Source organism: Nesterenkonia haasae, from assembly GCF_010119385.1.
Lineage (GTDB): Bacteria > Actinomycetota > Actinomycetes > Actinomycetales > Micrococcaceae > Nesterenkonia > Nesterenkonia haasae.
In genome coordinates this window covers 216,877-243,027 of sequence record NZ_VFIE01000019.1, presented here as the reverse complement: position 1 = coordinate 243,027, position 26,151 = coordinate 216,877, and the positions used below count along the sequence as shown (strand labels likewise).

The following is a 26,151-nucleotide window of genomic DNA, read 5'->3' as shown; positions in this document are numbered from 1 at the left end:
GTTGATTCTTAGCCAATGATCGGCCTTCCTTCTGGATAACGGTATCGAACTCGGTTCTGGCGGACGGTGAGAGCCGCCGCGAAAGTAATGATGCCCACACGTCCAGTGAACATCAGCACCGTAAGGATATAAAGGCCCGACGGTGGGAGCTCTTCCGTCAGCCCGGATGTCAGTCCCACGGTGGCGAAGGCGGAGACCGATTCATAGAGCGGACGTTCCACATCCTGGCCGCTGACGATCATCAGCGCCAGTGTCGAGAGCAGCACTGCGGTCGCGCCCATGGCGACGACTGAGACGGCGACCCGCACCACCTGTGCGGGAATGGTCCGGCCGTGTGCACTGGACTCCTCGTGACCGCGTGCTTCGGCGAGGAATGCAAGAAATATCACCGCGATGGTCGTGACCTTGATACCCCCTGCGGTTGAGGCAGACCCCCCGCCAGCAAACATCAGTGCATCCGAAATCAGCATCGTCTCCGACGATTCCAGATTGGACTCCACCACTGCGAACCCCCCGGAGCGCATGTTGACTGATGCGAAGAGTGAGCTTTGCAGTTTTTCCAGCCAGCCCATATCGCCGATCGTGGCAGTGTTGTTCCACTCCAGCGCGGCGTAGACCACTGCGCCGATGAACAGCAGGATGGTGGTGACTTCGAGGGTCAGCTTGGCGTGGAGGCTCCAGCGCTTGATGTGCCACCGGAACTTCCACAGTACGTAGAGCACTGGAAAGCCCAGACTGCCCAGAAACACTCCGATCATGACGGTCCACACCACCAGGGGGTCGTTGCCCACGCCGCCAAGCCCATCTGAATGAATCACGAAACCAGCATTATTGAAGGCGCTGATGGCGTAGAAGAGCCCATACCAGGCACCGCGGATGACATCGCCCTCCAGTGCGATAAGGCGAGGAATCAGCACCACGGCCAATGCGGCTTGAACCACTGCGGAGCATATGACGACCGTCTTCAGCAGTTGTCCGACTTCTCCCAGGCGGCCGGTGGACATGCCTTCCTGAGCGATCAGGCGCGTGCGGAGACCTAGGTGACGAGTCACTGAGACAGCGAGCAGAGCTGCCATGGTGATGATGCCAAGACCCCCGACCTGAATCCCAATGAGGATGACGATCTGGCCGCCGAGCGTCCAGTGGTCGGCAGTGTTGACGGGCGTCAGGCCTGTCACGGTGACGGCTGAGGTGGCAACGAACATGGCATCGTGCACAGCAGCTGAACTTCTGCCCGGTGTGGCCCACGGCATCATCAGCAAAGACGTGAAAAGTCCGATCACCAGAGCGAAGACCAAAAGCGCCGTGCGGGGAGGGGAGGACTGCAGGACCTTGGTGAGCAGTCCTGTGGTCCTCTTCCAGAGTGAGCGCTCGTAGCGCAGTTCGACGTCCCCTTGTGGCACGGGGCCATAGTACGCCCCCAGACGAGTTGAGGCTCGGCTGTTTCCAGCCGAGCCTCAACCTTGAGCGGTCAGCGGTCGCTTGAGCGCCGCAGCGACTGCCTAGTCTTCAACGATCAGTGGGTACACGCCGTTCTCGTCGTGGACCTCCCGGCCGGTGACCGGTGGGTTGAACACGCAGACCATGCGCATTTCTTCTTCCACCTGCACTCGGTGCTTTTCATTACCATCGAGCAGATACAGGAACCCATCCGTGATCTGGTGTTTCTCACCCGTCTGGAGGTCCGTCAGGGTGCCTCTGCCGCCCACGCAGTAGACAGCCTCCACATGGTTGGCGTACCAGAACTCATTGTCTGTGCCGGCTCGAAGAGTGGTCTCGTGCAGCGAGAACCCCACCTTCTCTTTACCGAGCACCATCCGGCGTGAACGCCAATTCGGGGTATCAATGTCGCGATCGGTGCCGTTGAGGTCATCGATGTGGAGTGTGTACATGAAGTCTCCGTTCAGTTAGGGAAGCTTGGGGTGTAGCGAGTTCAGTGAGGGGGGCGCAGACGGCTTGGCTCGCCGCGCTGCCCGGTGGCCGCCAGGACGGCGTCCTCCAGAATCTCCAAGCCCTTGTGGAGATCCTCTGAACTGATGTTCAGTGCAGGCATGAGCTTGACGACCTCATCCTTGGGGCCTGAGGTTTCAATCAGAAGATTGCGCTTATAGGCTTCAGCGGCAACTTTGCCTGCAGTGTCAGGCTCCGGGAACCAAATGCCGGAGAGGAATCCCCGTCCGCGGATTCCAGCACCCTTGACATGCTCTGCGATCTTAGCCATACCGGTGTGAAGTTCATCGATCTTGCCGGCGAGTTCTTTTTGGAAGGAGTCATCTGACCAAAAGAGTTCCAGCGCCCGTGCTGCAGTGACGAAGGCCAGGTTGTTTCCGCGGAAGGTGCCGTTGTGCTCACCTGGTTCCCACACGTCGAGTTCTGGTTTGAAAAGTGTCAGTGCCATGGCGAGACCGTATCCGGAGATCGATTTCGACACGCAAACGATGTCTGGGTAGATCCCTGCTTCTTCGAAGCTGAAGAAGCTGCCGGTACGGCCGCAACCTGCTTGGACGTCGTCGACGATGAGCAGAATGTTGTGCCGGCGCAGCAGGCTCGAAAGGCTCTTGAGCCATTCAGTGCGGGCAGTGTTGAGACCACCTTCACCCTGAACGGTTTCTACGATGACTGCGGCAGGCTTGTCCACACCGGAGCCCGAGTCTTCCAGGACTTTCTCCAACCAGAGGAAGTCCGGAATGTCCCCATCGAAATAGTCGTCGTAGGGAATCTTGGAGGAGTTTGTCAGTGGGATGCCAGCACCCTTGCGTTTCATAGAGTTGCCGGTGACTGACAGCGCGCCGAGTGTCATGCCGTGGAAAGCATTGGTGAAGGAGAGGATGTGCTGCCGGCCGGTGACTTTGCGGGCCAGTTTAAGGGCAGCTTCTACGGTGTTGGTACCGGTAGGTCCGGGGAACATGACCTTATAGTCCAGGTTCCGAGGCTCCAGAATGAGGCGCTCGAAAGTCTCGAGGAATCGCCGTTTGGGGGGAGTGTTCATGTCCATCGAGTGGGTGACCCCGGAGTTGGCTACGTAGTCAACGACCAGGTCCCGCAACTCGGGAAGGTTGTGTCCATAGTTCAGTGCGCCAGCTCCGGAGAAGAAGTCCAGGTAGCGGGATCCATCCTCAGTGAACTGGTAGCAGCCTTCGGCTTTCTCAAAGACGGCCGGCCAGTTCTTGCTGTAGCTTCGCACCTGGGATTCGCGGGTCTCGAAAATGTCAGTAGCCATAGTGGTGTCTCAGTCCTCAGTTACTTGTCGTGAACGATGTGATGTCAGCGATTCAGAGGTTCTACAATGTAAAGATCCTCTGCGGCGTGGGTCTCGCCGGATTCTTCTGCAGCGGGGAACAGATCCTCGGTAAACAAGGATCGTCTCTCAAGCTCCGTGCCGTGTTCTCTCGCCAGAGCAGTGAACAGAGCGATCGACGCCTCGTTATCGGCGGTGATCGTCGTCTCCAAGCGGGACGCTCCAGTGCGTTGAACGAGTTCGAAGAGCATCTTCTTCGCCAGTCCGCGGCCTCGGAAGGCCGAATCCACTGCCACTTGCCAAATGAACAGCGTGTCTGGATCGGATGGTTTGGAGTAACCGGAGATAAATCCGGCTGGTTCAGCTTCCACCTCTGCGATCACGCTGGAAGAGGCGAAGTCTCGTGCCCACAGCAAGTACGCGTAGGGGGTGTTGGTGTCCAGCACCCCTGTCCCTTTGGCGAGTCGCCAAAGGTCCGCACCGTCAGCCACTGTGGGCGCTCGGAGGATTATCAGTTCGTCTGGTCGGGCAGAACTATTCTCGGCATTCATCTCTCTCCACATTAGCAAGTTCCTCGAGGCGGCGAGGAGGCAGCGTGGTTTGTCTCCTTGGTGCTGGCTCTCGGAGCTAACTTTGTGGGCGCGCCTTGGCGGAAGCCCGAGAACGCCTCAAGATTGGCTGTGAGTCTGCTCTGACCTGGTGACATGCAGTGAGAGGAGCGGTAGCGTCAGGTTTGTAATGTTCCCGAGTGAAAGGAGATTCTCATGGGTCTCGGAGACAAATTTGAAGCAGCCAAAGACAAGGTCAGCGGCTCCGCCAAGGAAGCCGCCGGCAAGGCAACAGGTGATTCTCAGCTGGAGGGTGAGGGCAAAGCCCAAAACCTCAAAGGCAAGGGCAAGAATGCCGCTGAGTCAGTGAAAGACACCGCCAAGGACGCAACAGGCCAGGCAAAGGGCGCCGCTGGTGGCGCCGACGAGCAGAGGTAGTCCAGAGCCTTGCACCAACGGCGCCGGGATCCCCAAAGGTTGGGGTCATCCCGGCGCCGTTTTGGCTTCCAGGCATGGCTTGAGCATTGCAAGGAATCTTGGGAGGTGCTCACAGGAGAGCCGGGTGCAGGCCGGTGAGCAACTAGTTTGCGTAGCGATGGCGGGATCCGAACACAGGGCCCCGCCATCGCTATGCGTCGTCTGGGTGGAGTGACTCTCTGTCTGGGTCATCACCTCTTCACCTGTGTCGCTGCAACAGCAGCCAACCCCGTCCCAGTACTCACCAGAAGGTCGCACAATGGGCAGGACTGGGGGAGAGCAGGTCATTCGCGCAGGTCAGCGCGCACATACAGCTTCACTCCTCGCTGGAGAATCACCCGTGGGAGAAGGAAAGACGCGGCCGTCAGCATGTTCTCCTCGACCTGCTTTGTTCCACCGATTCAAAAGAATGAATCATCTCCGAAGATTCTTTGCATGCATTCCGAGAATTCTTGTGATAAGTTAATCCTGACACTGTACAGACCGAGCCTTTGAAAGGAGGGGCATCATGAAAATGCTAGAGAAAATGAATCCGGGCCACACGCTTCGGTTCTCACTCAGCACCGCGACAGCGGTCCGTATGCCCCTCGGTGGCGGTCCAGTGTCCTATAGCTGCTGAAGGCAGAGCGCCAGCGCCTGACGTCACTGATCTCTTATTACTTTTCCGTGCAACTCCTCAGAGCACTGCTGCGCTCACCGCGCCCCGCCAGTCCTCATGTTTCATCATATTAATTCACTGAGTTGCGCGTGCCATTTATGCACTCTTGAGGCATTTTTGACTGCGGTTCACTATGCCTTTTTATCTCTTGAGGAAACACTGTGTCTACTTCTATTCCTACGTTTCGCTATAGCGCCATTCAACGCGCAGCGCTAGCGGTTTCAGCGGCATTAACGTCGTGGGCCGAGGCTTCAGCGCGTAAGCAGCAGATCAGCGCCGAATCCAGGGTGCAGGACTCCCATAGGCAGCTTCATCTACGGGAGGCGGAACGCCGACGTGAGGATGCTCTCGCTCAGCGGTTTCTTATGCCCCGCCAGTTCTAGCCCATCATTGTTGCGGCGATCGCCAACAGCTGCTCTTCACTGCCCCGCTTGCCCATGAGCTGAATCGACCAGCTCAACCCGTCGGTGCTGTTATGGAGGGGCACGTTGATCGCCGGGAGGCCCAGTACATTGACCACAGAGCTATAGGGGGTGAATCGGCACTGCTCGGCGTAGTTGTCTTCAGGTGCCATCGATGAAAACCAGCCAAGCTGTGGGGGTGCGAACGCCAGCATGGGTGTCATCAGAACGTCCCAAGGTCCAAAGATGTCCTCGGCGTCGTCAGCGAACTCCTGCAGTTCGCTCATCGCAGTTCGTGTTGTGGCCTGCGGGCGGGAGCGAGCGAGTTCTATGAAGTACTGCGTGAGCGGTTCCAGCAGCTCAGCCTGAGCATCAGTGAAAGCCAGTTCCCCCAGGCGGGCGGTCCACAGTGCTCGAAAATTCTGGTGATAGTTCTGGCTCCAAAAACGTTCAGGGCCGGTGCAGCTCTCGGTCCCTTGAACGTGGTGTCCCAGTTTTCCAAGAGAGGAGATGCCGTTCTCCAGTGCTTGAACGGCGTCTTCTGCAAGGGAGATATCGAGGTCGGGGGAGAAGGGCGATTCCGTTGTCACCCCTACTCGGAGGGGCGTGACTCCGCTTGCGAGCGCTTCTTGGACAGCGTTCTGAGCCGCAGGGCCCTGTTTGGCCATGACGTCAAACAGGAGCGCTGCGTCCTCAGCAATTGTGGCGATGGCGCCCGATGTCACGAGGTTCTGGACGGAAGGTAAGGGGTCATCGTCGGGGATTCTGCCGCGCCCGGGTTTGAGCCCTACAAGTCCGCAGGCCGCCGCCGGAATGCGGACCGAACCTCCACCATCACTTCCTGGAGCAAGTGGCAGGATTCCTGCCGCTACAGCCACAGCTCCACCGCCGGTCGAGCCGCCTGCCGTGCGGGTGATGCAGAGGGGATTCCTCGCCGGGGCAGCAAGTTGGTTTTCGGAGTAACAGGGCAGGCCAAACTCAGGCACCTGGGTTTTCCCGATGCTGATTGCTCCTGCTTGGTGCACCGTTCTGGCCAGAGGGGCGTCCCGGGCAGGAACCACTGCTGGCGAAGACGCAGTACCGGAGGTCAACGGGAGTCCGGCCACTGGTATGAGGTCTTTGAATGCCGTCGGCAATCCGAGCAGGGGGGATGACCTGGCGAGTTCATGCGGCGACATACTTCGCCGCAGAAGCGTCAGGGTTCTGTCTTGCTGCTCTGCTCGGGCCAACGCGAATTCCGGGTCGAGGTGGATGAACGCGCCGAGTCCACTCATGGTGGCGGCAGCAGTGAGCGCCGTGGTGGCCAGCTCAACGCAGGAGACCTCACCGGTCAGCACCGCCTCGCGCCATTGAGCCGCAGTGGCAGCGCGGAAGTCCGCCATGGACAGATCAGTGGTGTGCTCCGCACTTGGGCTGGCGGATTCGGGGATGCGCGCAGGGGTGGTGATGCGTCCGCGTGGCATATCAGCGGGTTGCCGTGCCTGCTCGACCTGTTCCATGACCTCACCCTATGGAATTTCGCGGATCGGCGCAGGCATTCGGTGAGTTCTCGGACTAATGTGGTGGTATGTCCGACTTCGAAACGGTTCCTGCCGCCGAGGTGCCACGTGGTGCCATCGTGCTGGACGTCCGCGAAACCTATGAGTTCCAGCCCGGTCATGCCCCGGGCGCGGTACACATTCCCGTGGACCAGATCCCCGCCCAGTTTGAGGAAGAGCTGGATCCAGATGAGGACTACTACGTGATCTGCCGGACTGGAGGCCGCAGTGCGCAGATTACCGGTTGGCTCACTGCCAAGGGATACTCAGTGTTTCTTGTCGGTGGGGGTTACGATGCGTGGATTACCGCTGGTCACCAGCTGGAGTCATCCACCGGCGAGGAGCCACAGATTCTGTGAAGTATTCCTATTTGGGTCCCGCGGGGACTTTCACTGAGGCCGCATTGCTGCAGATGCCTGGCGCTGATTCAGCTGAGCGGGTTCCCGCTGCGAGTGTGCTGTCCGCCCTTGCCATGGTGGAAGACGACGACGCCGATGTGGCCGTGGTGCCCATCGAGAATTCAGTCGAGGGCGGAGTCACAGCGACACTGGATGCGGTCTCGGTCGGGCACAATCTGCACATCACCGCTGAGACGCTTGTGCCGATCACCTTCGTGCTTGCTTCTGCTGTCCCGATGCCGATGGAGCGGGTCAGGTCCATCGCTACCCACTCCCACGGTTGGGCGCAGGTACGCAAGTGGGCGGAGGCCACAGTGCCGCATGCGGAATTTGTGCCGGCGTCGTCTACTGCTGCTGCTGCACACGGTCTGACTCGCGAGCCGGCTACCGCAGATGCCGCTGTCTGCGCCCCTCTGGTGGCCGAGCAACTGGGGCTCCATGTCATTGCTAGCGAAATCGAAGATGTCCCCGGGGCTGTGACACGGTTCGTCATGGCGGCTAAGCCGGGCCCCGTGCCCGCCATGACCGGTTCGGATAAGACGACGGTCATGATCCCGCTGCCTGAAGATCATCCCGGTGGGCTAATGGAGATTCTCGAGCACTTCGCCACGAATGGAGTGAATATCTGCCGGATTGAGTCGCGGCCCACCGGCTTCAGTATGGGTGATTACTTCTTTTCGATGGATTTGGAAGGGCACATCGCAGAGGCCCGAATCGCCGACGCTTTGGCCGGGATCCACCGCATCTCACCGCGGATAAGGTTCCTCGGTTCCTATCCCCGCGCAGACGGTAAACCTCAGCATGTTGGCCCCGAGGTATCTGAGACCGCCTTCAGCGCAGCGCAGCACTGGATCGAGTCACTGCGCGGGTAACTGAACCGCATCGAGCAGCTGGGTTGCGAGCTGACGCGCGTGCAGAAGGCGGTTCGGATTGGCTTCCAGTCCCGCTCTGCTCACAGCACCTTCGAGAATGAAAGAGAGGTGCTCAGCCCAGGCCTCACCATCGGTCGTGACATCCCGGAGGTGCTCACGCATCAGGGCCTCTACACGCTCCTTATGCCTGCGAACGATAAGACGCCCGGGCGAATCACTGGCCAATTCAGCGGCGGCGTTGAGCAGACCGCATCCACGGAAGCCGTGCACATAAGCCGCATCGGCGTGTTCCAGATAGGCGTCGAAGACGGCGAGGACTCTCTGCGCTGGAGTCTCAGCAACGCGGACTCGTGCTTCGTAGAGTGTCATCCATTCCTCTTCTCGCTGCACAAGATAGGCCTGGACCAACTCGTCCTTCGAGGCAAAGTTGTTGTACAGGCTCATCTTGGCCACTCCAGCCTCCGCCGTGATGGTGTCTATACCAGTCGCCCCAATTCCCCGGGCATAAAACAGTCGCGCGGCAGCTTCCAGCAGTCGGTCCCTAGCAGCCACCCTCACTCCTTTTTGTCGAATTCTCTCTCCACAGCGGAGGCGAACTCGGCCATAGAGGCGTATTCGGCATCGTACGTCCACTGCTCTTCAGGCTCCGGGGTGGCGCCCCATCCTGGACGGTCGTGACGACGGTTAATCCATACGGAATCGAGGCCAAATTTTCGGGCGGGGACGTGGTCGTGGAAGAGGCTCTGCGCTACGTGCAGCAGCTGATCCTGTTTGAGGCCCTGCTCCTGGAGCCAGGCAGAGAGGGCCTCAAAATGGGGTGCAGCCGGCTTGTATGCGCCCACGTCTTCGGCGGTGATGACGGCCGCGTATTCCCCCTGGAGGTGCTGATTGCTCCCTGCGAAACCTGCATGGTGCACATTGGAAAGGATGACGAGGTCGAAGTGCTAACCGAGTCGCCGCAGGGCGTCGGCGGAATCGGGAAACGCTGGCCAGTCCGGAACTGAATTGCCCAGCCTCTCCGCCCACTGCTCAGTCACCGGTCTGCCGAGATGGTCCCCCGCGCGCTTGAGCGCGGCCGCTAGTAGTTCCGGGTAGAGCTTGGAGGGGTGCTCTTGCATCACAGCAGCTTCCCCATCTGCATAGGCCAGGAGTAGCTTTTCATCATCAAGTTTCAGCTCCTGCTCATCTGCCCATGGGCGCAACACACCCAGCAGCCCAGCTTCCCAATCAATGAGAGTCCCGTAGCAGTCAAAGCTCAGCACCTTGTAGTCAGTCATGTTTTTCACAGATTCTCCCAGCCGTTTGATCACCGATAATGAGTAGACAGGTCTACCTAAAAAATAGCATGGACGAGACTACCGCGGTTAGAGAAAGGGTGATGCCCTAGTGTTCGGGGTGTTCCAGAATTTCTGTGGGAACGCCATGAACGATCAAAGATTCGGGCGCCACCCGAGCTGAAACGCTGATGACATCCCCCACGGCATCACCGTCGATCTGGAAACGCATCGGTTCCGCCATGGTGAGTCGTCCGGTGCGCGCCTGGCGAACCTTCATCACAGGAATGTCGGCCGAATAGCGGAAGGCTGTCTTAGCGATGACCCGAGCCCAATCCAGAGCGTGGCGAGGCGTGAATAGGGCGACGTCCATATGCCCGTCGTCGAACTTGGCCTCTGGGATGAGTCGTATCCCGGCCTGGAGTGTCCCGCAGTTCGCCAAAAGCACCGATCGCACGCGGTAGGTCTCCGGCTCGGCATCGTCGAGCTTGACTTCAACAGTTTTTCGCGCGCCCATCACGTGCCTGAGCCCAGCCTCACCGTAGGCCAACCAACCAGCCCGGGCTTTGAGAACTTCTCGGGTGTCATCCATGACCTCGGCGTCCAGGCCCCCACCTGCGATGACTAAGCTGATCTCATGCTCAGACCGTCCGCCGGGGCGACGCAGCTCCAGCTGCAGCGTATCGACTCGGTGCGGGGTGCCGTGAATGGCTTCAGCCGTGCAGGCGGTGAGGTCGTGATACGGAAGTCCGATGTTACGGGCGAACAGATTACCCGTGCCCAGAGGAATGATGCCCAGCGCCACGTCTGTGCCAGCGAGTCTGGAGGCCACCGCGCGCAGGGTGCCGTCACCGCCGGCGGCGATGACCACATCACAGCCCATCTCGATGGCACGCTCGGTCATGACCGCTCCTGGGTCTTCCGCGGTCGAGGCCTGGATGAAGGGATCCGGCATTCCCGCAGCAGCGCAGGCCTCGTGGACCAACTTAGTGACGTGGCCGGCGTCGTCCTTGCTGACGTTGACCACCATTCCAATCCGCCGGTCCTCTGGCCGCTTGGGATGTGCTGCGACGGCAGCGGTGACCTCGACGTGCTGCTCAAGGTCGGCCACCTGGCGTTTCAGGCGGCGCAATCGCTGAGCAAGCCGGGCGATCGCGATTATCAGTATTACGACCACAGCCACAGCCGCGGCCAGCACCCACCCGAAGTCCTCGTTCATGATGTAGAGCCTATCGGCACGTAATGAGGGCCCCTGCCATGAGGAGTTCTCCGCATTCTCGCTCAGGCTGAAATCTGCGCCGGCCTGCGCGTACTAGGCTTAGCTCTGTGATTGATATCAAGGACCTCATCGCCGAACCCGATAAGTACCGCGCCAGCCAGCGAGCTCGGGGGGCCGACGAGTCTGTGGTGGACGCTCTTATGGAGGCGTCCCACGCGCGATCTAGTGCACTCACCCGGTTTGAGACTCTGCGCGCTGAGCAGAAAGCCCAGGGCAAGAAGGTTGCCAAGGCTCAGGGTCAGGAGAAAGAGGATCTGCTCACGCAGGTGAAGCAGCTGGCCTCCGACGTCAAGGATGCCGAGGCCGCAGCCGACGACGCCGCGGACCGGCTCCGCGCCATCCAATCCTCGTTTCCCAATCTCATTCATGACGGTGTTCCCGCTGGTGGCGAGGATGACTTTGTCACCCTGCGGACCGAGGGCTCACCGCGGGATTTCTCCGCCGAGGGTTTCGAACCGCGCGATCACCTCGAGCTCGCCGAGCAGCTGGGTGCGGTGGACATGGAGCGCGGAGCGAAGGTTTCCGGCTCCCGGTTCTATTTCCTCAAGGGAATAGGCGCTCGGCTGGAGTTGGCGATCATGACCATGGGCCTCGACCAGGCCATTGAGGCTGACTTCACACCGATGATCACGCCCACCCTGGTCAGACCAGAGACTATGGACGGCACGGGGTACCTTGAGGCACACGACGACGTCTACCACCTGGAGCGCGACGACCTCTACCTGGTAGGTACATCCGAGGTAGCCCTTGCTGGCTACCATGCGGATGAGATCCTGGATCTCTCGGCAGGACCGCTGCGCTACGCCGGTTGGTCAACCTGCTATCGGCGCGAGGCCGGCTCTCACGGTAGGGACACCCGCGGCATCATTCGGGTCCACCAGTTCAATAAACTGGAGATGTTCGTCTACTGCACTGCCGAGGAGTCCAAAGCCGAGCATGAGCGTCTGCTGGCATGGGAAGAACAGATGCTCGGCAAGCTGGAGCTGCCCTACCGCGTCATCGACACTGCTGCAGGGGACTTAGGGCTTTCTGCGGCGCGGAAGTTCGACTGCGAAGCCTGGGTTCCCTCGCAATCCACCTATCGGGAACTGACCTCCACCTCAGACACCACCACCTTCCAGTCCCGGCGCCTCAATATTCGCGAGCGTACAGCCAGGGCTGATGGTGGAAAGGCGATGACGCAGCCGGTGGCAACGCTCAACGGGACACTCGCTACCACCCGGTGGATCGTAGCCCTTCTGGAGAACCACCAGCAGGCTGATGGTTCAGTTCTGGTGCCCCAGGCCCTACGCAGCTACCTCGGTGGGCTCGAAGTCATTGAACCTCAGTAGGGTCCATCCAGCGGTTGGTCAGGTTGTGCTCATCTTCGCTCGATACCAAAGAATGTGAAAGTTCAGAAGGAGGCAGGCAAGGCCAGCCTCATCTTGCTAGCGCCGCTTCTTCTGAGTTACTAAGATTTAGTTGTGACGCCGACAGAGAGCCGGCGCACTGTTTGCGCATCGAAGGAGTGTCGAGATGACTAAGACTGCTGAATACACCGTTCCCGGACTTGGCAAGGAAAACGGCGAGGAAATCGCTGGTCTGCTGCAGGACCGGTTGCACGCGCTCAATGACCTGCAGCTCGTTCTGAAGCATGTGCACTGGAATGTGGTGGGACCCAACTTCATTGGTGTTCACGAAATGCTGGATCCGCAGACTGAGCAGGTTCGTGAGTATGCTGACGAGATCGCCGAGCGCATCGCGACCCTCGGCACTGCTCCTTCCGGGCTCTCCGGCGAATTGGTCTCCGAGCGCCGGTGGAAGGATTACCCGCTGTTTAAGGCCAATGTGGAAACCCACTTGGCTGAGCTGGACAAGGTTTACACCGGGGTTATCGAAGATCACCGGCAGGTTCTTGGAAAGGTCGGCGACACCGACCCCATCACTGAAGACCTGCTTATTGGCCAGGTCAAGGCCCTGGAGCTGTTCCAGTGGTTCATCCGCAGCCACGTGGAGAAAGTCTCCGCATAGTCTGAGTTCTGCTCAGCCCGCGCCAAGAGGCGACGACGCAACCCAAATACTCAAGGTTGCGTCGTCGCCTCTTCGCTGTCGCTGGGGCTGTTCGTCACTGGCGGCGGACCTTGTCGATCCGCAGCATTTTGGCGATCGTCTCATCGAGGACGGAGTCGTCGAAGACGTCTTTCCAATCCTCTTTGATAATCAGATCCCGGCCATGGTCCATGGCGATGTGGCAGGCCTCGGAAAACGGGTTGTCTCCTCGAAGGGCATTGGCCAGGGCCACCTGGACATGACCGTAGAAGAGTGCCTCCGCAGCGGGCCGGGGCACACCGACGGTATTGACAGTCTCTTCCAGGGCTTCTTTCAGCAGTCCGCCGACCATGCAGGTGATCGTCTCCACCAGGGTAGGTTCCAGGACCGCAAGATGTTTGAGACTCACCCAATGAACATCAATAACCGGTGCGTACATAGCTCTAATGACTACCTCCGCGGTCGATGCTATGGCCGCGTCGTCGGACTCTGCAGCAGCGACCACATGTTGGGCAGCTGCGATCCCGCCAAAGGTGTCGGCGTACTCCTCCTTCGTGGTTCTTTCCAGAAAGACAGAGGGGTGCGCTGGGTGGGCGCAGACGTAGTCGATGTCTGCACGGTGAGCCAATAATCCTGCATAGGCGGCAGCCGGATCGAGGGTCATCACAATCGAACTCGAGTTCATCTGCGGGACGATCTGCTCGCTCACCGCACCGAGTGCGGTGTCAGGTACGGCGAGAATGACGACATCGGCGTCGGCCACAGCGCTTTCTGCTGGTGATGTCTCAAGTCCGGCGTCAGCCAGGCGCTGCCGGCCACCGTCGGAGTTCTCCACGTAGCGTACGTCAGCGGAGGTGGTCTTGAGGTTGTTGGTGATGCGCTGACCCATCTTGCCGCCGGCGCCGATCAGGGCGATGCGGAGGGTGTCAATGTTCATGGATTCGTGCTCCCTAGGTAGTCAATGGCCTGCTGGGTCCACAGCCGTTCGTCCCGAAGAGTTTCTTCTGGACTGTCACGACGGGGGAGCCAGTGTTCGATGATGTGATGCAGTCCACGGTCGGAGGCTTTGACAGCCTCTGACATCGAGGAATAGTCCAGGAGCCCCTCGCCTAGGGGTGTTCCTGAGAAATGGAAACCCACCCAGCCCGGCTGGCGGGTGAAGGTGAAGTCCTTGATGTGCAGATTGTTCACCCACGGGGCGGTGCGCTCTACGACGTCACCGGGAAGCTCCAGGTTTGCGACGCAATTGCCGGGGTCCAGAACGATACCCAGGGCGGGGCTGTCCACAGTGGCGACCAACCCCACCAGATCGAGACTTGAGATCTGTTCGTAGGTTTCAAGGCCGAGCCTCAAGCCACGTGCGGAAAAGTCATCCACGGTCCCGCCGAGGAGGTCAGCCGCCTCCTTGACCGGGGTATCTCTCGGCTGGACCATTGAACGGATGAAGGTGGCCCCCAGGGATTCGGCAATCTGCGCGTAGCGCTGCAGATGCTCCCGACGGATACCCCGTGTTCCAAGCTCTAGAACCACGCCAGAGGATTCGGCGGTCCTGCGCACCTTCCTCAGCTCAGCGGAGCCGAGCATCTCCAGCGGAGGATAGTCACAGATCTGGAACACCTCGGCGCCTAATTCTGCGGTGTCGATGATCATCTCCTGCAGGGTCATAGGTTCGGGGTTCACCTCCGACCAGCGCCAGAGGTAGGCGTACGTGCTGAGACCGATGATGGGGCTCATTGACTCTCTCCTATCAACCGGTTGACCTCATCGCTTATTATCGCTCTATGCCCCGATACCCACAGGATCCGGCCGAAGAGCTCCAAGGGCGCCTGAACGCTCTTCCGGCTTCCACCCCGACTGCTGCCGTGGCTTCGGAACTCCTTAGGTACTTCACCAGTGGGGGACTTGAGCCTGGCTCCCGTCTGCCTGCCGAACGCAAGCTGGCGGAAATGCTCGCCACGGGAAGATCGGCGGTGCGGGAGGCCTTGGCGGCTCTTGAAGTTTTGGGCATTGTGGAAGTCCGCCCCGGTTCTGGCACTTATCTGCGCTCCAGCGCATCGGAGCTGCTTCCGCGCACTCTGAGTTGGGGCCTGATGCTGGGGGCGCAGGACGCTCGGGACTTGATGCACGTCCGGGAAGCATTGGAAGTGCTGGCGGCACGATTGGCCACACAGAAACGCGACGACGCCGCCGTCGCTCGGCTCCGTGAGCACCTTTCGACCATGTCTCGACACGCAGATTTGGGTGATCATCACGCTTTCGTGGAAGCTGATGCTCACTTTCACCAAGAACTCGCGGTCATTGCGGACAACGCCGCATTGGGTTCGGTGCTGCAGAGCGTGCGGGCACTGTTGCGTGTTTGGGTTGATCGCAGTGTCGACAATGCCGCTGATGCCCGCCGTGCTCTCCACGAGCACACAGCGCTGGTGCACGCGGTGGCTGAGGGAGACACGGCGGCTGCTGAAGACACTATGACGGCTCATATGAAGACCGCCGGAGAGCGCATTTTGTGAGTCCGTGGTCTGCGCGCATCATGGGTGACCATGACTGCGTCCGGCCGTAGCGGCCTCGCGCACGGCTGTGCGGAGGTGATAGATGCTGCTGGTGGCCGCGATGTAGAGATCGTATCCATCCGGTCCGCCGAAGCAGAGGTTGCCCACCAGTTCCGGAACGGGCACATGCCCGAGCAGCGACCCCTCCGGAGTAAAGATGTAGACCCCATCCGGTCCGGAGCTCCAGATGTTGCCTGACTCATCAACTCGGAACCCATCTGGTATGCCTTCAGGGATCTGGAAGACCGTCCTGCCGTTGGTGCACTCAACGACCCCGTCCGTGACGCTGACATCGTAAGCTCGCACGTGGTGGTTGCCCACACCTGGGGGACGCCGCACTGCCGACGTGTCCGAAACGTACAGCACAGACTCGTCGGGAGAGAACGCCAGGCCGTTGGGCTCGTCGATATCAGTGATGACGGGTCTCGCTTCTCTCGTGTGCGGATCCCACCGGAAGACATAACACGCCCCGTACTCCATGTGCCCGGGATGCCCTTCTCCTTCTACAGTGATCCCGTAGTGCGGATCCGTGAACCAGACAGCGTGATCGCTGGCGACGACGACGTCGTTGGGAGAGTTGAAGCGCCCACCGGACCACGAATCCACCAGGGCACTGACTGTCCCTGCGTCGTCGACCTCAACTCGACGGTGTCCGTGTGAACACTGGACCACGTACCCGTCAGGGTGAAGAGTGCGTCCATTGGTGAACTCGACCTCGTCGCGGTAAATCGATGTCTCTCTGGTGGCAGGGGAGTACTGAAGTATGCGGTTGCCGTGTATGTCACTCCAGCGCAGAGTCCCTTCTGAGGGGATCCAGCAGGGCCCTTCGGACCAGGTGGCGCCGGTGGCTACCCGGGTCAGCGTGGCGTCGGGATCAAGCAGGGAGTCAAGAGATGTCATGGTGGTGTCCTTTGGCCTGGTGTCTGTGACAGGGGCGGTCAGGCCGCTGTGTAACCGCCGTCAACCTGGAGATTTGCGCCGGTGATGAATGACGCTTCGTCCGAAAGCAGGAAGCAGTTGGCGCCAGCGACCTCTTCGGCCGATCCGATTCTGTTCACCGGATGAGTTTGGGCGAGTGCGACCTCTGCGGCCAGCGGGTCGTCCTGACTGGAGAGAAACGCGTCCAGAACTGCTGAGCGCACTGACCCTGGGCCCACCGAGTTGCAGCGGATTCCGGCCGCGGCATGCTCCACTGCGACCTGGCGAGTCAGCTGCACGATGGCCCCTTTGGAGGCCGCATATGCCACCTGACCTTTCTGTCCGGTGAGCGCAGAAATGGATCCGGTATTCACGATCGCGCCATGGATGGCGTGCTCTAGGAAGTGGCGGACAGCGTACTTGCAGCCCAGAAAAACGCCGCGAGCATTGATGTCCATGCAGCGGTCCCACTCCTCCACAGAGGTGTCGACCAGCGCCCGGGTGACAATAACGCCAGCGTTGTTGACGATGCCGTGGATCCTGCCGAAAGCCTCCGCAACTGCCTCGACCATCGCCTCAACCTCAGCCTCCAGCGCGACGTCTGCAGTGAAGGCGACAGCCGTGCCACCGGAATCATTGATCTCAGCCGCCACGATTCCGGCGTTTCGCGCGTCCAGGTCCACCACGGCCACAGAGGCGCCCTTGGCGGCCGCCATGCGTGCAGTAGCCGCGCCGATGCCTGAACCGGCCCCAGTGATGATGATGTTTTTGTTCTCCAAGAGGCGCTGCGGGGTGTTCGGATCTGTCAAGAGGTCCTCCCGGACGGCTGAATATCGACGACTTTCACGTTGTGAAGTCTGTCACGATTCTCAGCAACCAGTCAACCGGTCAACCAATTAAATTTGCAGATCATTCTTGTGCACACATGTTCATGACATTTGTTCTACAGACCTGTAGCATCGAAGGAAACCCACCTTTCGACAAGGAGAAAGTCCCATGACATTCCCACTGCGCCTAGTTGTCGGCTCCGATGACGCTGGGTATGACTACAAAGAAATTCTCAAAGCCGATTTGGAGGCAGATGAGCGAGTCTCCTCGGTTCACGACGTAGGAGTCGGGGCCGATGAAGGGACCGCCTACCCGAATATCGCTGTGGCGGCAGCAGAGTTGGTAGCCGCAGGAGAGGCTGACCGCGCACTGCTTATCTGCGGCACCGGACTCGGTGTGGCCATCTCAGCCAATAAAGTCACCGGCATCCGGGCTGTCACAGCCCACGATTCATACTCTGTAGAGCGCGCCATCCTGTCCAATAACGCGCAGGTTCTGTGTCTCGGTCAGCGAGTGATAGGCCAGGAAGTTGCCCGCAAGTTGGCCAAAGAGTGGTTAGCGCATGAGTTCGATCCGGCCAGTGCCTCGGCGGAGAAGGTCCAGGCGATTACCTCCTACGAAGAGACTGGCAGCTGTAGCTAAGGTTGTTTGCTCGGGCGTTCAGAGCGCCCGGGTGATCGCGCGTGCGGTTTCCTCATCGGTGACCAGCACGTTGAACCACCCAGATCGGGCTGCCGTGAGTATGCTGATGGCCTTTTCTGTCCCCACGGCCACAGCGATCCGCGTAGGAACCGCGTGCAATGAGGGCCCAGGAATTCGCACCATGCGTTCATTGCCGGGAAAACTGATCTCGTTGCCCGCGTCGTCGAAGAATGCAAGGCAGACGTCCCCGGCCGCCTTCACGACGTTGGGGTGAGTGCGCGGCACTGACCGGGCGATCGACTTGCGCGTCCGAGGCGGAGCGCCCACTCCGACGAGCGCTACTTGCGCCCTGTTCCAATCGTCAACGATCTGTCGATATCCAGGATCATCTTGCAATGCGTCCAGAAGTGCCTCGGAGGGCATTGATGGGGCAAAGAGATAGTGCGGGTACCCGCCGGAGGACACGGCGAAGGCGCGGACCACCTCATTGGTCTGGTGCCACGGATCAGGTTCGGCCTGACCGCCGACAGTTGGTGCGATCACTACGCCCGAAAAGTCTCCGAGCCGATGCTGCGCCAAAGCGTAGGTCGTCTCCCCCGAAGCGATCAGCATGGCGTCCCCCGCACGGAGGTTCACCTGTTCAAGGGCTTGTCTTGTGGGCGGGACGAGCCCGGGGCCCAGTCGGCGCGACTGGTCCCCAGGTGCCAGGTAAACCGCGTCAAGGCCGAGTTTTTCTATCAGCTCCTCGCGCAGGTGCTCCATATCCGAAGGTGCGGGCCGCCGGACCCGAATCTCAACGATTCCGAGAGACCGGGCATCAGCGAGCATGCGACTGATCGACGGGCGGGAGACCTCCAGCTGCTGAGCAATCTCGGCCTGGGTAGCGCCCTGCTCATAGTAGAGCTGCGCAGCCTGATAGAGGCGCTCGAGCTCAGTATCCCGCGGATCGAGTGCTTCCGGGGCGCTCTCAAAGGGCTGATCCGTCACAAGTAGGCCTCCATCAACTGTCATGGTTCAGTGAGCAACATTACTGGCAGCACCCTCCTCAAGACACAACTGCGCAGATCTGAAACAGTTCCGAGGAACGGTGGCGAGTATCACATAGTCTGCCTTATGGTGGACTAGAACATACGTCAATGCACAAATGTGCCGCTCGTTTTCGCTCAACGTCAACAGTCGGCACCCGGTACCAGAGGACCCCAGATGACTTATCTGATCAACACAGCTTCTGATTTCCCATCCGAGGCGCTTCGCGGTTTCGTCGCGGCGCATCCTGAGTACGTCACGGGCGTTCACGGCGGCGTCGTACGTTCGACGGACACGCCGGCGGGGCAGCCAGCTCTGGTGATCGGCGGTGGTTCGGGGCACTACCCTGCATTTGCGGGATGGGTCGGACCGGGTATGGGTCATGGGGCACCGTGCGGGAACATCTTCTCCTCGCCTTCGGCTTCCCAGGTGTACTCCGTGGCGCGCAGCGCCGAAAACGGGGGAGGGGTCATCATGGGATTCGGCAAGTACGCCGGAGACGTCCTGCATTTTGGTGCGGCCGCCGAAAAGCTGCGCGCAGAGGGCGTCGACGTCCGCATCGTGGCTGTGACGGACGATATCGCCTCCGATTCGCCCGAGAACCACCGCAACCGCCGCGGCATTGCCGGGGACCTTCCCGTGTTCAAGATTGCAGGTGCGGCCATTGAAGCGGGTGCCGATATTGACGAGGCAGAACGCATCGCATGGAAGGCAAACGATGCCACACGCTCCTACGGTGTGGCGTTCGATGGCTGCACGCTGCCCGGCGCGGAAGAGCCGCTGTTCCACGTCGAGAGTGGTCAGATGGCTATCGGATTGGGTATCCACGGCGAACCAGGCATCAAGGATCTCCCACTGGGGACCGCATCCGAAGTAGCCGATCTTCTGTTTGACGGAATTATGGCCGAAGCCCCGGCCGGCCACTCGGGCCGCGTCGCCGTGCTGCTCAATGGTTTGGGCACTGTGAAGTACGAAGAGCTATTCGTGGTGTATTCCAGGCTGGCCCAGCGTCTCGAAGAGCAGGGACTCACACCTGTTCAGCCGGAGGTTGGCGAGTTTGTGACCAGTTTGGACATGGCTGGACTGTCACTGACCCTCGTCTTCCTAGACGAGGAACTGGAACGGCACTGGAGCGCACCGGTCGATACGCCAGCCTTCCGACGAGGAGCTCCTCGCGACCTGCTTGCTTTGACGGACCGCCCGGCGCGCACCGAATACTTCACCCCTGGCGAAGAGCCTGTTGCGCCCGCCACGGAAGAGTCCCGGCAGTTCGCCCAGAGCCTCCAGGGAGTGCTGGACCTGTTCGAGGCCACCTGCCGGACCCACGAAGGCGAACTCGGCCGCCTAGATGCAGTAGCAGGAGACGGAGACCATGGCCAGGGCATGGTTCTCGGTTCCGCGGGCGCCGTGCAGGCGGGGAAGAAGGCGCTCGAGCGCAGGGCCGGTGCTCGCGCCCTCCTGGTCCACGCCGGGACTGCGTGGGCTGAGTCAGCCGGGGGGACCTCCGGGGCCCTGTGGGGAGCAGCACTCACAGCAGCGGGCCGGGCACTCTCCGATGACCTCGGCAGCGATAAGAGTGCCGCGGTGCGAGCCATGCTCAACGCTGTAGAAGCTCTTCAGCGCCTCGGCGGAGCCCAGCCGGGAGACAAAACCATGATCGACGCAGCAGTTCCTTTCGCCGAGACCCTTGAGCAGGAATTCAGTCAGAGCGAGGACCTCGCACGTTCCCTCACTGCGGCTGCCGAGCGCGCCCGGCTGGCCGCGCAAGGTACTGCTGAGCTGACCGCGCGACTCGGCCGATCCCGAGTCCTCGGCGAGAAATCCGTGGGCACTCCTGATCCGGGGGCGACGTCGTTCGCCATCCTGATGGGGGAGCTCGGTCATCACATCGATCAGCTGCAGCAGAGTCAGCAGTCATGAGCTGCCGCTGGATCGGCACCAGCTGGAAGATGAACCTCACCTTGGCAGAGGCAGAGGCGTATGCCCAGGTTCTCCAGCGCGTCCTGCGGAGCCGCCCTGAGCTGACGGCCGGGATCCAGCCGTTCATCATTCCTCCCGCGACCGCCCTGGCTGCAGTCCATAGAGTGTTCGGTGACCGATCTCAGCGTCCAGGAGGGCTCAAGCTCGGCGTGCAGAACGCCCATTGGGAAGACAGTGGTGCCTGGACCGGGGAGATCTCCGTGCCGCAGGCGCTTGATGCGGGTGCCGACATCGTGGAGATCGGTCACTCCGAACGGCGCGAGTTCTTCAACGAGACCATCCGGACTACCCGGCTGAAGGTTCTCGCCGCACTCCGCCATGGAGCCTATCCGCTTCTCTGCGTAGGCGAGCCCCAGGAGGTGCGAGAACGTGGTCAGGCCGCGCCCTACATCCTCGGGCAGGCCAATGGGGCACTTGAAGGACTGAGCCCAGAAGAGCTCAGCACTGTACTGATCGCCTACGAGCCTATATGGGCAATCGGGGCCTCAGGCCGCCCAGCCACCGCAGCGGAACTCAGCGAACCATTTGAAGCGCTGCGCGAACGGTTCGGAAGGCACGTCGGGGCCCTGCTCTACGGCGGTTCCGTCAACCCGCAGAACGCTGCCGAACTGCTTGGCATGGAGAATGTCGACGGCCTTTTCATCGGCCGTTCGGCGTGGACTGCGGAAGGGTTCACCGAGCTCCTTGAGCTCGCGTCTGCGGCGTGAGGAGAGCGCTCTGAGACCTGTTCTGGACACCTGAACATATGTGCTTGACAATTGTGCAGCACACTGGTTCACTGTGATACACGGCACGTGATAAGCGTCACCGATCGTTGACTGAATGAGGATATGTCCCCGAGGTCGGAATGTCCGGCCACCTGCACTTGAGGAGCAACCCCATGACCACGACCTCGACCGAGGCTGAAGAGACGACTGGCACACAGGTGCCCAGCACTATGCGCGCAGTCGTGGTCCACGGCCCGGAGGACTACCGCCTCGAGGAGCGCCCGGTTCCCGTTCCCGGACCGGGTGAACTGCTGCTGCGCACCGACGCCGTCGGGGTGTGTGCTTCAGACCTGAAGTGCTACCACGGAGCCGAGAAATTCTGGGGCGGAGAACATAAGCCAGCATGGGCGGAACGCAATCGCATCCCCGGGCATGAGTTCGTCGGAACCGTAGTCGCTGCCGGGGCAGGGGCACTGGAGGTCCGCGGCGTCGTGCTCGGTGACCGTTTGGCGTGTGAACAGATCGTCCCTTGTAACGACTGTCTCTACTGCGAACGCGGTGGCTACTGGATGTGCGAACCGCACGACATGTTCGGGTTCAAAGGTTTCGACGGTGCGATGGCTGAGTACGTGCTCGTGCCGGAACGTGCACTGACCCACGTGGTCGCCGGAGGCCTCCCCGGCCAGTTCGCGGCCTTTTCCGAGCCGCTATCCTGTGCGCTGCACGCGGTCGAACGGGCCAATATCAAATTCGAAGACACCGTGGTCATTGCAGGTGCAGGACCGATCGGGCTCTCAGCAATCGCCGGCGCGCGTCAGAAAAACCCACTTCGCGTCATCGCATTGGACATGGTGGAAGAGAAGCTCGAACTCGCCAAGGCCTGCGGGGCGGACATCACCATCAACATTTCTCAGGACGACGCCGTGGCTAAGGTCAGGGAGCTCACCGGTGGTTATGGTGCCGATGTCTACATCGAAGCTACTGGCCACCCTTCGGCCGTTCAGCAGGGTCTGAACCTGCTGCGTAAGTTCGGCCGGTTCATTGAGTACTCGGTCTTCAAAGACAAGGTCTCGGTTGACTGGTCGATCATCTCTGACGACAAAGAACTCGACGTCCTGGGAGCCCACCTGGGGCCCCATTGCTGGCCCGCGGCGATCAAGCTCATTGAGGACGGAAAACTGCCGATGGAGCAGATCTGCACCCACCAGTTTCCACTGGAGCGTTTCCAAGATGCCCTGGACCTGGTGGGCGACTCTTCCGGCGGTTCCGTGAAGGTCTCCATCCTGCCCAACGGCCCAGTTCCCGCAGACTCGGCTAACAACCTTGTGGGAGGTGACGCTGCGTGAGCGCCCATACCCAACGCAGGAAGCTCATCCCGCGACTCATCGGCGCCGGCGCGCTGCTGGTCCTGGTTATTGCGATGCTGCTGAACACCAAATTCCTCACACCGGAGGAAGTGGATGCGCTCACCCCGGATCAGTTCGACCCGGAGGAGACAGCTCAGGAACTCTACGCCTCGGTGCAGTCGGAGATGACCGAGGATCCGGCGCCACTCGGAGACGTCACCAGTGCGCTGGACGAGGACCCGGAGGCAGCGGCCGAAGAGTTCGAGGCCCAAACCGTCAGCGAAGGAACTGTCGTGTTCGCGGTGATCGCTGAGGGTACGGTAGCTGAAGCCACAGCTGACAACCTGATCCTTTCTGTCGACGGGGTCTCAGAGGGGCGGCAGATCGTCGTGCCGCTGAGCACGGCGTTAGACGGCAACTTGATTCGCGATGTCTCAGGCTTCCGCTTTGGTGATGCGCCGGGCCAGACTGGCTACCAGCGTGTAGGAACCGAGATCAGCACCCTGTTGCGTGGCGATGCCCAGGAGGCAGCAGGGGAAGACCCCGAGTCACTGGCCGGCGAGGACATCACAGTCAGCGGAGTCATGCGCTACGTGGCGACCGACGCAGAAGGCGACGACGAACGGCCCATCATCATCCAGCCGCTGAACCTGGAAGTGGGGTCGTCGTAATGGTCACCGCAGATTCGGACGCTAAGAGTGAGGCCCGCGGCACTGAGCAAGCCGGCGAGGTAGTGCTGCGTGCGGTGAACATCGCCAAGACCTATGGGGTGACCCGAGCGCTCAAAGGCGTCAACTTCGAGGTTCGCAGTGGGGAGGTCACCGTTCTCTTCGGAGAAAACGGTGCCGGTAAGTCCACCCTGATGAAGATCCTTTCGGGGGTTGAACGACCCACCGCGGGACACCTTGAACTGGATGGTGAGGTGATCCAGCTGGCCACCACCACGGACGCTGTGGAGCGTGGCATCTCGATTATCCACCAGGAGCTCAACCTCAATCCCAATCTCAAAGTGCGGGACAACATCTTTCTGGGACGCGAGCTGATGTCGGTCCGCGGCATCGACTACGTCGAGCAGTCCCGTATCACCCGTGAAGTCATGGATCGGCTCGAGGAGCCCATTTCACCCGACACCTATGTGCAGGATCTGCGTGTTGGACAACAGCAAATCGTGGAGATCGCCCGAGCGTTGTCCACGGATGCGCGGATTCTCATCATGGATGAGCCGACATCGGCTTTGAGCACGACTGAAGTTCATGTGCTGTTCAAGATCATCCGTGAACTCAAACGCCAGAACGTGGCAATTGTCTACATCTCTCACCACTTGGAAGAGGCGATTGAGATCGCCGACCGGGCGGTCGTCTTCAGGGATGGCGAACTTGTCGCCAAAGAAGACGCTGCGAACATCGACCTTTCGTGGGTCGTTCGCACTATGGTCGGACGTGAAGCTGACTACGATTTTCGTGACGAACCGCGAGAATACGGCGACGTCGTCCTTTCCATCCAAGATGTCTCGGTCTACGACCCAGTGAGTGAAAAGTTCCCTGTAAATCACGTGTCACTCGACGTGCGTGAAGGTGAGATTGTCTGCCTCTACGGCCTGATGGGGGCTGGACGAACTGAGCTCATGGAGACCCTTGCTGGCCGTGACAAGGTGGCCGGCGGCAGGATCATGCTTGACGGCCAGGACATGGCTAGACGCAATGTCTCAGAGCGCATTCAACGAGGCATGGGACTGGTTCCTGAGGATCGCCAACGTGATGGCCTCATCCAGTTGCAGTCTGTGGGGAAGAACCTGTCGTTGGCGGGACTCAGCAGATGGGTCCGTAACGGTCTGCTCCAGCGCGGCGCCGAGAACCAGCGGGTGAAAGAACAGATCGCTGATATCGGTGTCAAGACGGCGGGGCCTCAGGCACCGATCACCTCGCTCTCTGGAGGAAACGCGCAGAAGGTAGTCATCGGAAAGATGCTCCTCACCGACCCGAGAGTAGTCCTGCTGGATGAGCCCACTCGCGGCGTCGACGTCGGGGCCAAAGGCGAAATCTTTTCGCTGATCTTCAAGCAGGCACGCAAGGGCCTTGCGGTGCTGTACGTCACCTCAGATGTCGGCGAGGCGCTGACGGCCTCCCACCGCATCGTGGTGATGAGCAGAGGCCATCTGGTCACTGAGTTCGACCCGCGTGAAGCGACCCGTGAGGACGTGATGGCGGCGGCGGAGGACAGCACCCCTGAACTATTGAGCGCCGAAGCACCCGGTGCGCACGCAACGAATGGAGCAGAAGGATGACCACTACGGCCGAGGCGGAAGTCGCGGAGAAGCCCAAGCGGTTCAACGTCAACCTCGGGGCTCTGATTATGGAGGGCCGCGCACTGGTGGCGCTGATCATCATCATTGCGATCTTTGCCCTGATGAACGACAACTACTTGTCCTCCGGCAACCTCGCCACCATCGCCAAGGACGTCGCGTTCAACGCGATCATCGCTCTGGGCATGCTGCTGGTGATCCTCAAGGGCGGTATCGATCTCTCCGTGGGATCCACGGTCGGCCTCACCGGCGCAGTTGCCGGAAACATGTTCCAGGGCGTTTCCCTACCGCTGACGGATGCGGTCATGTACCCCTCCCTCTGGGTCATCGTGGTGATCGCAGTGGCAGTAGGCATGCTGGTCGGGTGGATCAACGGCATGCTGATATCGCGGTTGAACCTTGCACCGTTCATTGTCACGCTCGGCATGTTGTACGTGGGCCGCGGTCTCACACAGGTGCTGCTGGGTGGTACCAACATCACCAACGAGCTGCGCGGACAAGAAGGGTTGAACAACGAAGGCCTCTTCGCAATCTTCGCCAGCTACCCACTGGGAGTGCCCATCTCCGCCTGGGTCATGATTGCTCTCGCCGTGATCTTCTCCATCATTTTGACCCGCACGCCCTTCGGCCGGTGGCTCTACGCCACAGGCAGCAACGAACGGGCCGCTGAACTGTCCGGTGTTCCCGTCAAGCGCGTCAAGACTCGCGTGTACATCTTCACCGGTATGTGCGCCGGGATGGTCGGCATCCTGCAGATCGCCAATATCCGGTCATCTACTGCGGACCTCGGCAGCCTCTACGAGCTCAACGCAATTGCCGCAGTCGTCATCGGCGGTGCGGCACTCTCCGGTGGCCGAGGAACAGTCCGGGGAACCATCATTGGTGCCTTCGTGATCGGCTTCCTCACCAACGGCCTGGTGATCGTTGGAGTCTCACCGTTCTGGCAGACAGTCATCACCGGCGCGGTCATCATTCTTGCTGTGGCGATGGATCAGATCCAACAAATTGTGCAGAGGCGCAGGGCAGACGCCAGGGCTGTTGCTCAGGCAAGGCGAGAATCACAGAAACACGACGACGCGGACGCGGCCCATGAGCCCTCCGACACTCAGAAAGTTCACTAGGCGTGCTGAGAAATCCGGTAC

General features: G+C 60.5%; 28 protein-coding genes. 14 read left to right on the top strand and 14 right to left on the bottom strand.

The features are described 5' to 3' along the window. Positions 1 to 8: 8 nt before the first annotated feature. The 4 genes from FH975_RS07780 to ectA form a co-directional block, all read right to left on the bottom strand. Positions 9 to 1,403 (bottom strand): TrkH family potassium uptake protein, encoded by a 1,395-nt coding sequence (locus FH975_RS07780; RefSeq protein WP_328821823.1) that lies wholly within the window; start codon positions 1,401 to 1,403, stop codon positions 9 to 11. 99 nt (positions 1,404 to 1,502) lie between these two features. Further along, positions 1,503 to 1,892 carry an ectoine synthase gene (locus FH975_RS07775; RefSeq protein WP_162320834.1) on the bottom strand — a complete coding sequence of 130 codons (390 nt, stop codon included), beginning with the start codon at positions 1,890 to 1,892 and terminating at the stop codon, positions 1,503 to 1,505. A 41-nt stretch (positions 1,893 to 1,933) separates the two neighbouring features. Further along, positions 1,934 to 3,220 (bottom strand): diaminobutyrate--2-oxoglutarate transaminase, encoded by a 1,287-nt coding sequence (ectB, locus tag FH975_RS07770; RefSeq protein ID WP_162320833.1) that lies wholly within the window; start codon positions 3,218 to 3,220, stop codon positions 1,934 to 1,936. Positions 3,221 to 3,264: 44 nt separating this feature from the next. Next, positions 3,265 to 3,789 (bottom strand): diaminobutyrate acetyltransferase, encoded by a 525-nt coding sequence (gene ectA / locus FH975_RS07765; RefSeq protein ID WP_162320832.1) that lies wholly within the window; start codon positions 3,787 to 3,789, stop codon positions 3,265 to 3,267. A 213-nt stretch (positions 3,790 to 4,002) separates the two neighbouring features. On the opposite strand from ectA, the gene FH975_RS07760 reads away from it, so the two are divergent. Both FH975_RS07760 and FH975_RS07755 read left to right on the top strand, forming a co-directional pair. Then, the gene (locus tag FH975_RS07760) at positions 4,003 to 4,224 is read left to right on the top strand and encodes a CsbD family protein (protein WP_162320831.1); all 222 of its coding nucleotides are present in this window, start codon (positions 4,003 to 4,005) and stop codon (positions 4,222 to 4,224) included. An 858-nt stretch (positions 4,225 to 5,082) separates the two neighbouring features. Beyond that, positions 5,083 to 5,304 carry a hypothetical protein gene (locus FH975_RS07755; protein WP_162320830.1) on the top strand — a complete coding sequence of 74 codons (222 nt, stop codon included), beginning with the start codon at positions 5,083 to 5,085 and terminating at the stop codon, positions 5,302 to 5,304. Here the strand turns inward: FH975_RS07755 and FH975_RS07750 are convergent. Further along, complete coding sequence (locus FH975_RS07750) at positions 5,301 to 6,821, bottom strand: amidase (RefSeq protein WP_235928558.1); 1,521 nt, start codon at positions 6,819 to 6,821, stop codon at positions 5,301 to 5,303. The two genes, FH975_RS07755 and FH975_RS07750, sit on opposite strands and share 4 nt — an antisense overlap. A 68-nt stretch (positions 6,822 to 6,889) precedes the next feature. Between FH975_RS07750 and FH975_RS07745 the strand changes: the two genes are divergently transcribed. Continuing rightward, complete coding sequence (locus FH975_RS07745; protein ID WP_162320829.1) at positions 6,890 to 7,219, top strand: rhodanese-like domain-containing protein; 330 nt, start codon at positions 6,890 to 6,892, stop codon at positions 7,217 to 7,219. Beyond that, on the top strand, positions 7,216 to 8,130 hold the full coding sequence (gene pheA, locus FH975_RS07740) for a prephenate dehydratase (protein WP_162320828.1): 915 nt from the start codon (positions 7,216 to 7,218) through the stop codon (positions 8,128 to 8,130). Before FH975_RS07745 ends, pheA begins: the two co-directional genes overlap by 4 nt. Here pheA and FH975_RS07735 read toward each other — a convergent pair. From FH975_RS07735 to FH975_RS07725, 4 genes are all read right to left on the bottom strand, one after another. Then, positions 8,116 to 8,682 carry a TetR/AcrR family transcriptional regulator gene (locus FH975_RS07735; RefSeq protein WP_328821822.1) on the bottom strand — a complete coding sequence of 189 codons (567 nt, stop codon included), beginning with the start codon at positions 8,680 to 8,682 and terminating at the stop codon, positions 8,116 to 8,118. The genes pheA and FH975_RS07735 overlap by 15 nt on opposite strands. 2 nt (positions 8,683 to 8,684) lie before the next feature. Beyond that, positions 8,685 to 9,047 (bottom strand): HAD family hydrolase, encoded by a 363-nt coding sequence (locus FH975_RS16555; protein WP_235928557.1) that lies wholly within the window; start codon positions 9,045 to 9,047, stop codon positions 8,685 to 8,687. A gap of 27 nt (positions 9,048 to 9,074) precedes the next feature. Then, on the bottom strand, positions 9,075 to 9,407 hold the full coding sequence (locus FH975_RS16550; protein WP_235928556.1) for an HAD family hydrolase: 333 nt from the start codon (positions 9,405 to 9,407) through the stop codon (positions 9,075 to 9,077). 106 nt (positions 9,408 to 9,513) lie between these two features. Then, the gene (locus tag FH975_RS07725; RefSeq protein WP_162320827.1) at positions 9,514 to 10,623 is read right to left on the bottom strand and encodes a diacylglycerol/lipid kinase family protein; all 1,110 of its coding nucleotides are present in this window, start codon (positions 10,621 to 10,623) and stop codon (positions 9,514 to 9,516) included. 107 nt (positions 10,624 to 10,730) lie between these two features. On the opposite strand from FH975_RS07725, the gene serS reads away from it, so the two are divergent. Both serS and FH975_RS07715 read left to right on the top strand, forming a co-directional pair. After that, positions 10,731 to 12,014 (top strand): serine--tRNA ligase, encoded by a 1,284-nt coding sequence (gene serS / locus FH975_RS07720; RefSeq protein ID WP_162320826.1) that lies wholly within the window; start codon positions 10,731 to 10,733, stop codon positions 12,012 to 12,014. Positions 12,015 to 12,198: 184 nt separating this feature from the next. Further along, entirely contained in the window at positions 12,199 to 12,693 is a 495-nt protein-coding gene (locus tag FH975_RS07715; protein WP_162320825.1) for a Dps family protein, read from the top strand. 94 nt (positions 12,694 to 12,787) lie between these two features. On the opposite strand, the gene FH975_RS07710 is transcribed toward FH975_RS07715, so the two are convergent. Beyond that, on the bottom strand, positions 12,788 to 13,648 hold the full coding sequence (locus tag FH975_RS07710) for a phosphogluconate dehydrogenase C-terminal domain-containing protein (RefSeq protein ID WP_162320824.1): 861 nt from the start codon (positions 13,646 to 13,648) through the stop codon (positions 12,788 to 12,790). Further along, entirely contained in the window at positions 13,645 to 14,445 is an 801-nt protein-coding gene (locus tag FH975_RS07705; protein ID WP_162320823.1) for a sugar phosphate isomerase/epimerase family protein, read from the bottom strand. Before FH975_RS07705 ends, FH975_RS07710 begins: the two co-directional genes overlap by 4 nt. A 47-nt stretch (positions 14,446 to 14,492) precedes the next feature. Between FH975_RS07705 and FH975_RS07700 the strand changes: the two genes are divergently transcribed. Next, entirely contained in the window at positions 14,493 to 15,221 is a 729-nt protein-coding gene (locus FH975_RS07700; protein ID WP_162320822.1) for a FadR/GntR family transcriptional regulator, read from the top strand. Positions 15,222 to 15,239: 18 nt separating this feature from the next. Here FH975_RS07700 and FH975_RS07695 read toward each other — a convergent pair whose 3' ends face one another. Both FH975_RS07695 and FH975_RS07690 read right to left on the bottom strand, forming a co-directional pair. After that, positions 15,240 to 16,160: an SMP-30/gluconolactonase/LRE family protein gene (locus tag FH975_RS07695; RefSeq protein WP_162320821.1), complete on the bottom strand. Its 921-nt coding sequence runs from the start codon at positions 16,158 to 16,160 to the stop codon at positions 15,240 to 15,242. Positions 16,161 to 16,198: 38 nt separating this feature from the next. Next, complete coding sequence (locus FH975_RS07690; RefSeq protein ID WP_162320820.1) at positions 16,199 to 16,987, bottom strand: SDR family NAD(P)-dependent oxidoreductase; 789 nt, start codon at positions 16,985 to 16,987, stop codon at positions 16,199 to 16,201. A 187-nt stretch (positions 16,988 to 17,174) separates the two neighbouring features. On the opposite strand from FH975_RS07690, the gene FH975_RS07685 reads away from it, so the two are divergent. Next, a complete protein-coding gene (locus FH975_RS07685) occupies positions 17,175 to 17,648 on the top strand; it encodes a ribose-5-phosphate isomerase (RefSeq protein ID WP_162320819.1) in 474 nt (157 codons plus the stop codon). An 18-nt stretch (positions 17,649 to 17,666) separates the two neighbouring features. On the opposite strand, the gene FH975_RS07680 is transcribed toward FH975_RS07685, so the two are convergent. Beyond that, positions 17,667 to 18,635, bottom strand: coding sequence for a sugar-binding transcriptional regulator (locus tag FH975_RS07680; protein ID WP_328821821.1), 969 nt, complete (start codon positions 18,633 to 18,635; stop codon positions 17,667 to 17,669). A 216-nt stretch (positions 18,636 to 18,851) separates the two neighbouring features. On the opposite strand from FH975_RS07680, the gene FH975_RS07675 reads away from it, so the two are divergent. From FH975_RS07675 to FH975_RS07650, 6 genes are all read left to right on the top strand, one after another. Beyond that, entirely contained in the window at positions 18,852 to 20,594 is a 1,743-nt protein-coding gene (locus FH975_RS07675) for a dihydroxyacetone kinase family protein (RefSeq protein ID WP_162320818.1), read from the top strand. Beyond that, a complete protein-coding gene (locus tag FH975_RS07670) occupies positions 20,591 to 21,361 on the top strand; it encodes a triose-phosphate isomerase (RefSeq protein WP_162320817.1) in 771 nt (256 codons plus the stop codon). Before FH975_RS07675 ends, FH975_RS07670 begins: the two co-directional genes overlap by 4 nt. Positions 21,362 to 21,534: 173 nt before the next feature. Then, entirely contained in the window at positions 21,535 to 22,707 is a 1,173-nt protein-coding gene (locus FH975_RS07665) for a zinc-binding dehydrogenase (RefSeq protein WP_162320816.1), read from the top strand. Beyond that, positions 22,704 to 23,378 (top strand): DUF2291 family protein, encoded by a 675-nt coding sequence (locus FH975_RS07660; RefSeq protein ID WP_328821820.1) that lies wholly within the window; start codon positions 22,704 to 22,706, stop codon positions 23,376 to 23,378. Before FH975_RS07665 ends, FH975_RS07660 begins: the two co-directional genes overlap by 4 nt. Further along, positions 23,378 to 24,991, top strand: coding sequence for a sugar ABC transporter ATP-binding protein (locus FH975_RS07655; RefSeq protein WP_162320815.1), 1,614 nt, complete (start codon positions 23,378 to 23,380; stop codon positions 24,989 to 24,991). The genes FH975_RS07660 and FH975_RS07655 overlap by 1 nt, the downstream gene beginning before the upstream one ends. Next, entirely contained in the window at positions 24,988 to 26,130 is a 1,143-nt protein-coding gene (locus tag FH975_RS07650; protein WP_162320814.1) for an ABC transporter permease, read from the top strand. The genes FH975_RS07655 and FH975_RS07650 overlap by 4 nt, the downstream gene beginning before the upstream one ends. The last annotated feature ends 21 nt before the right edge of the window (positions 26,131 to 26,151 follow it).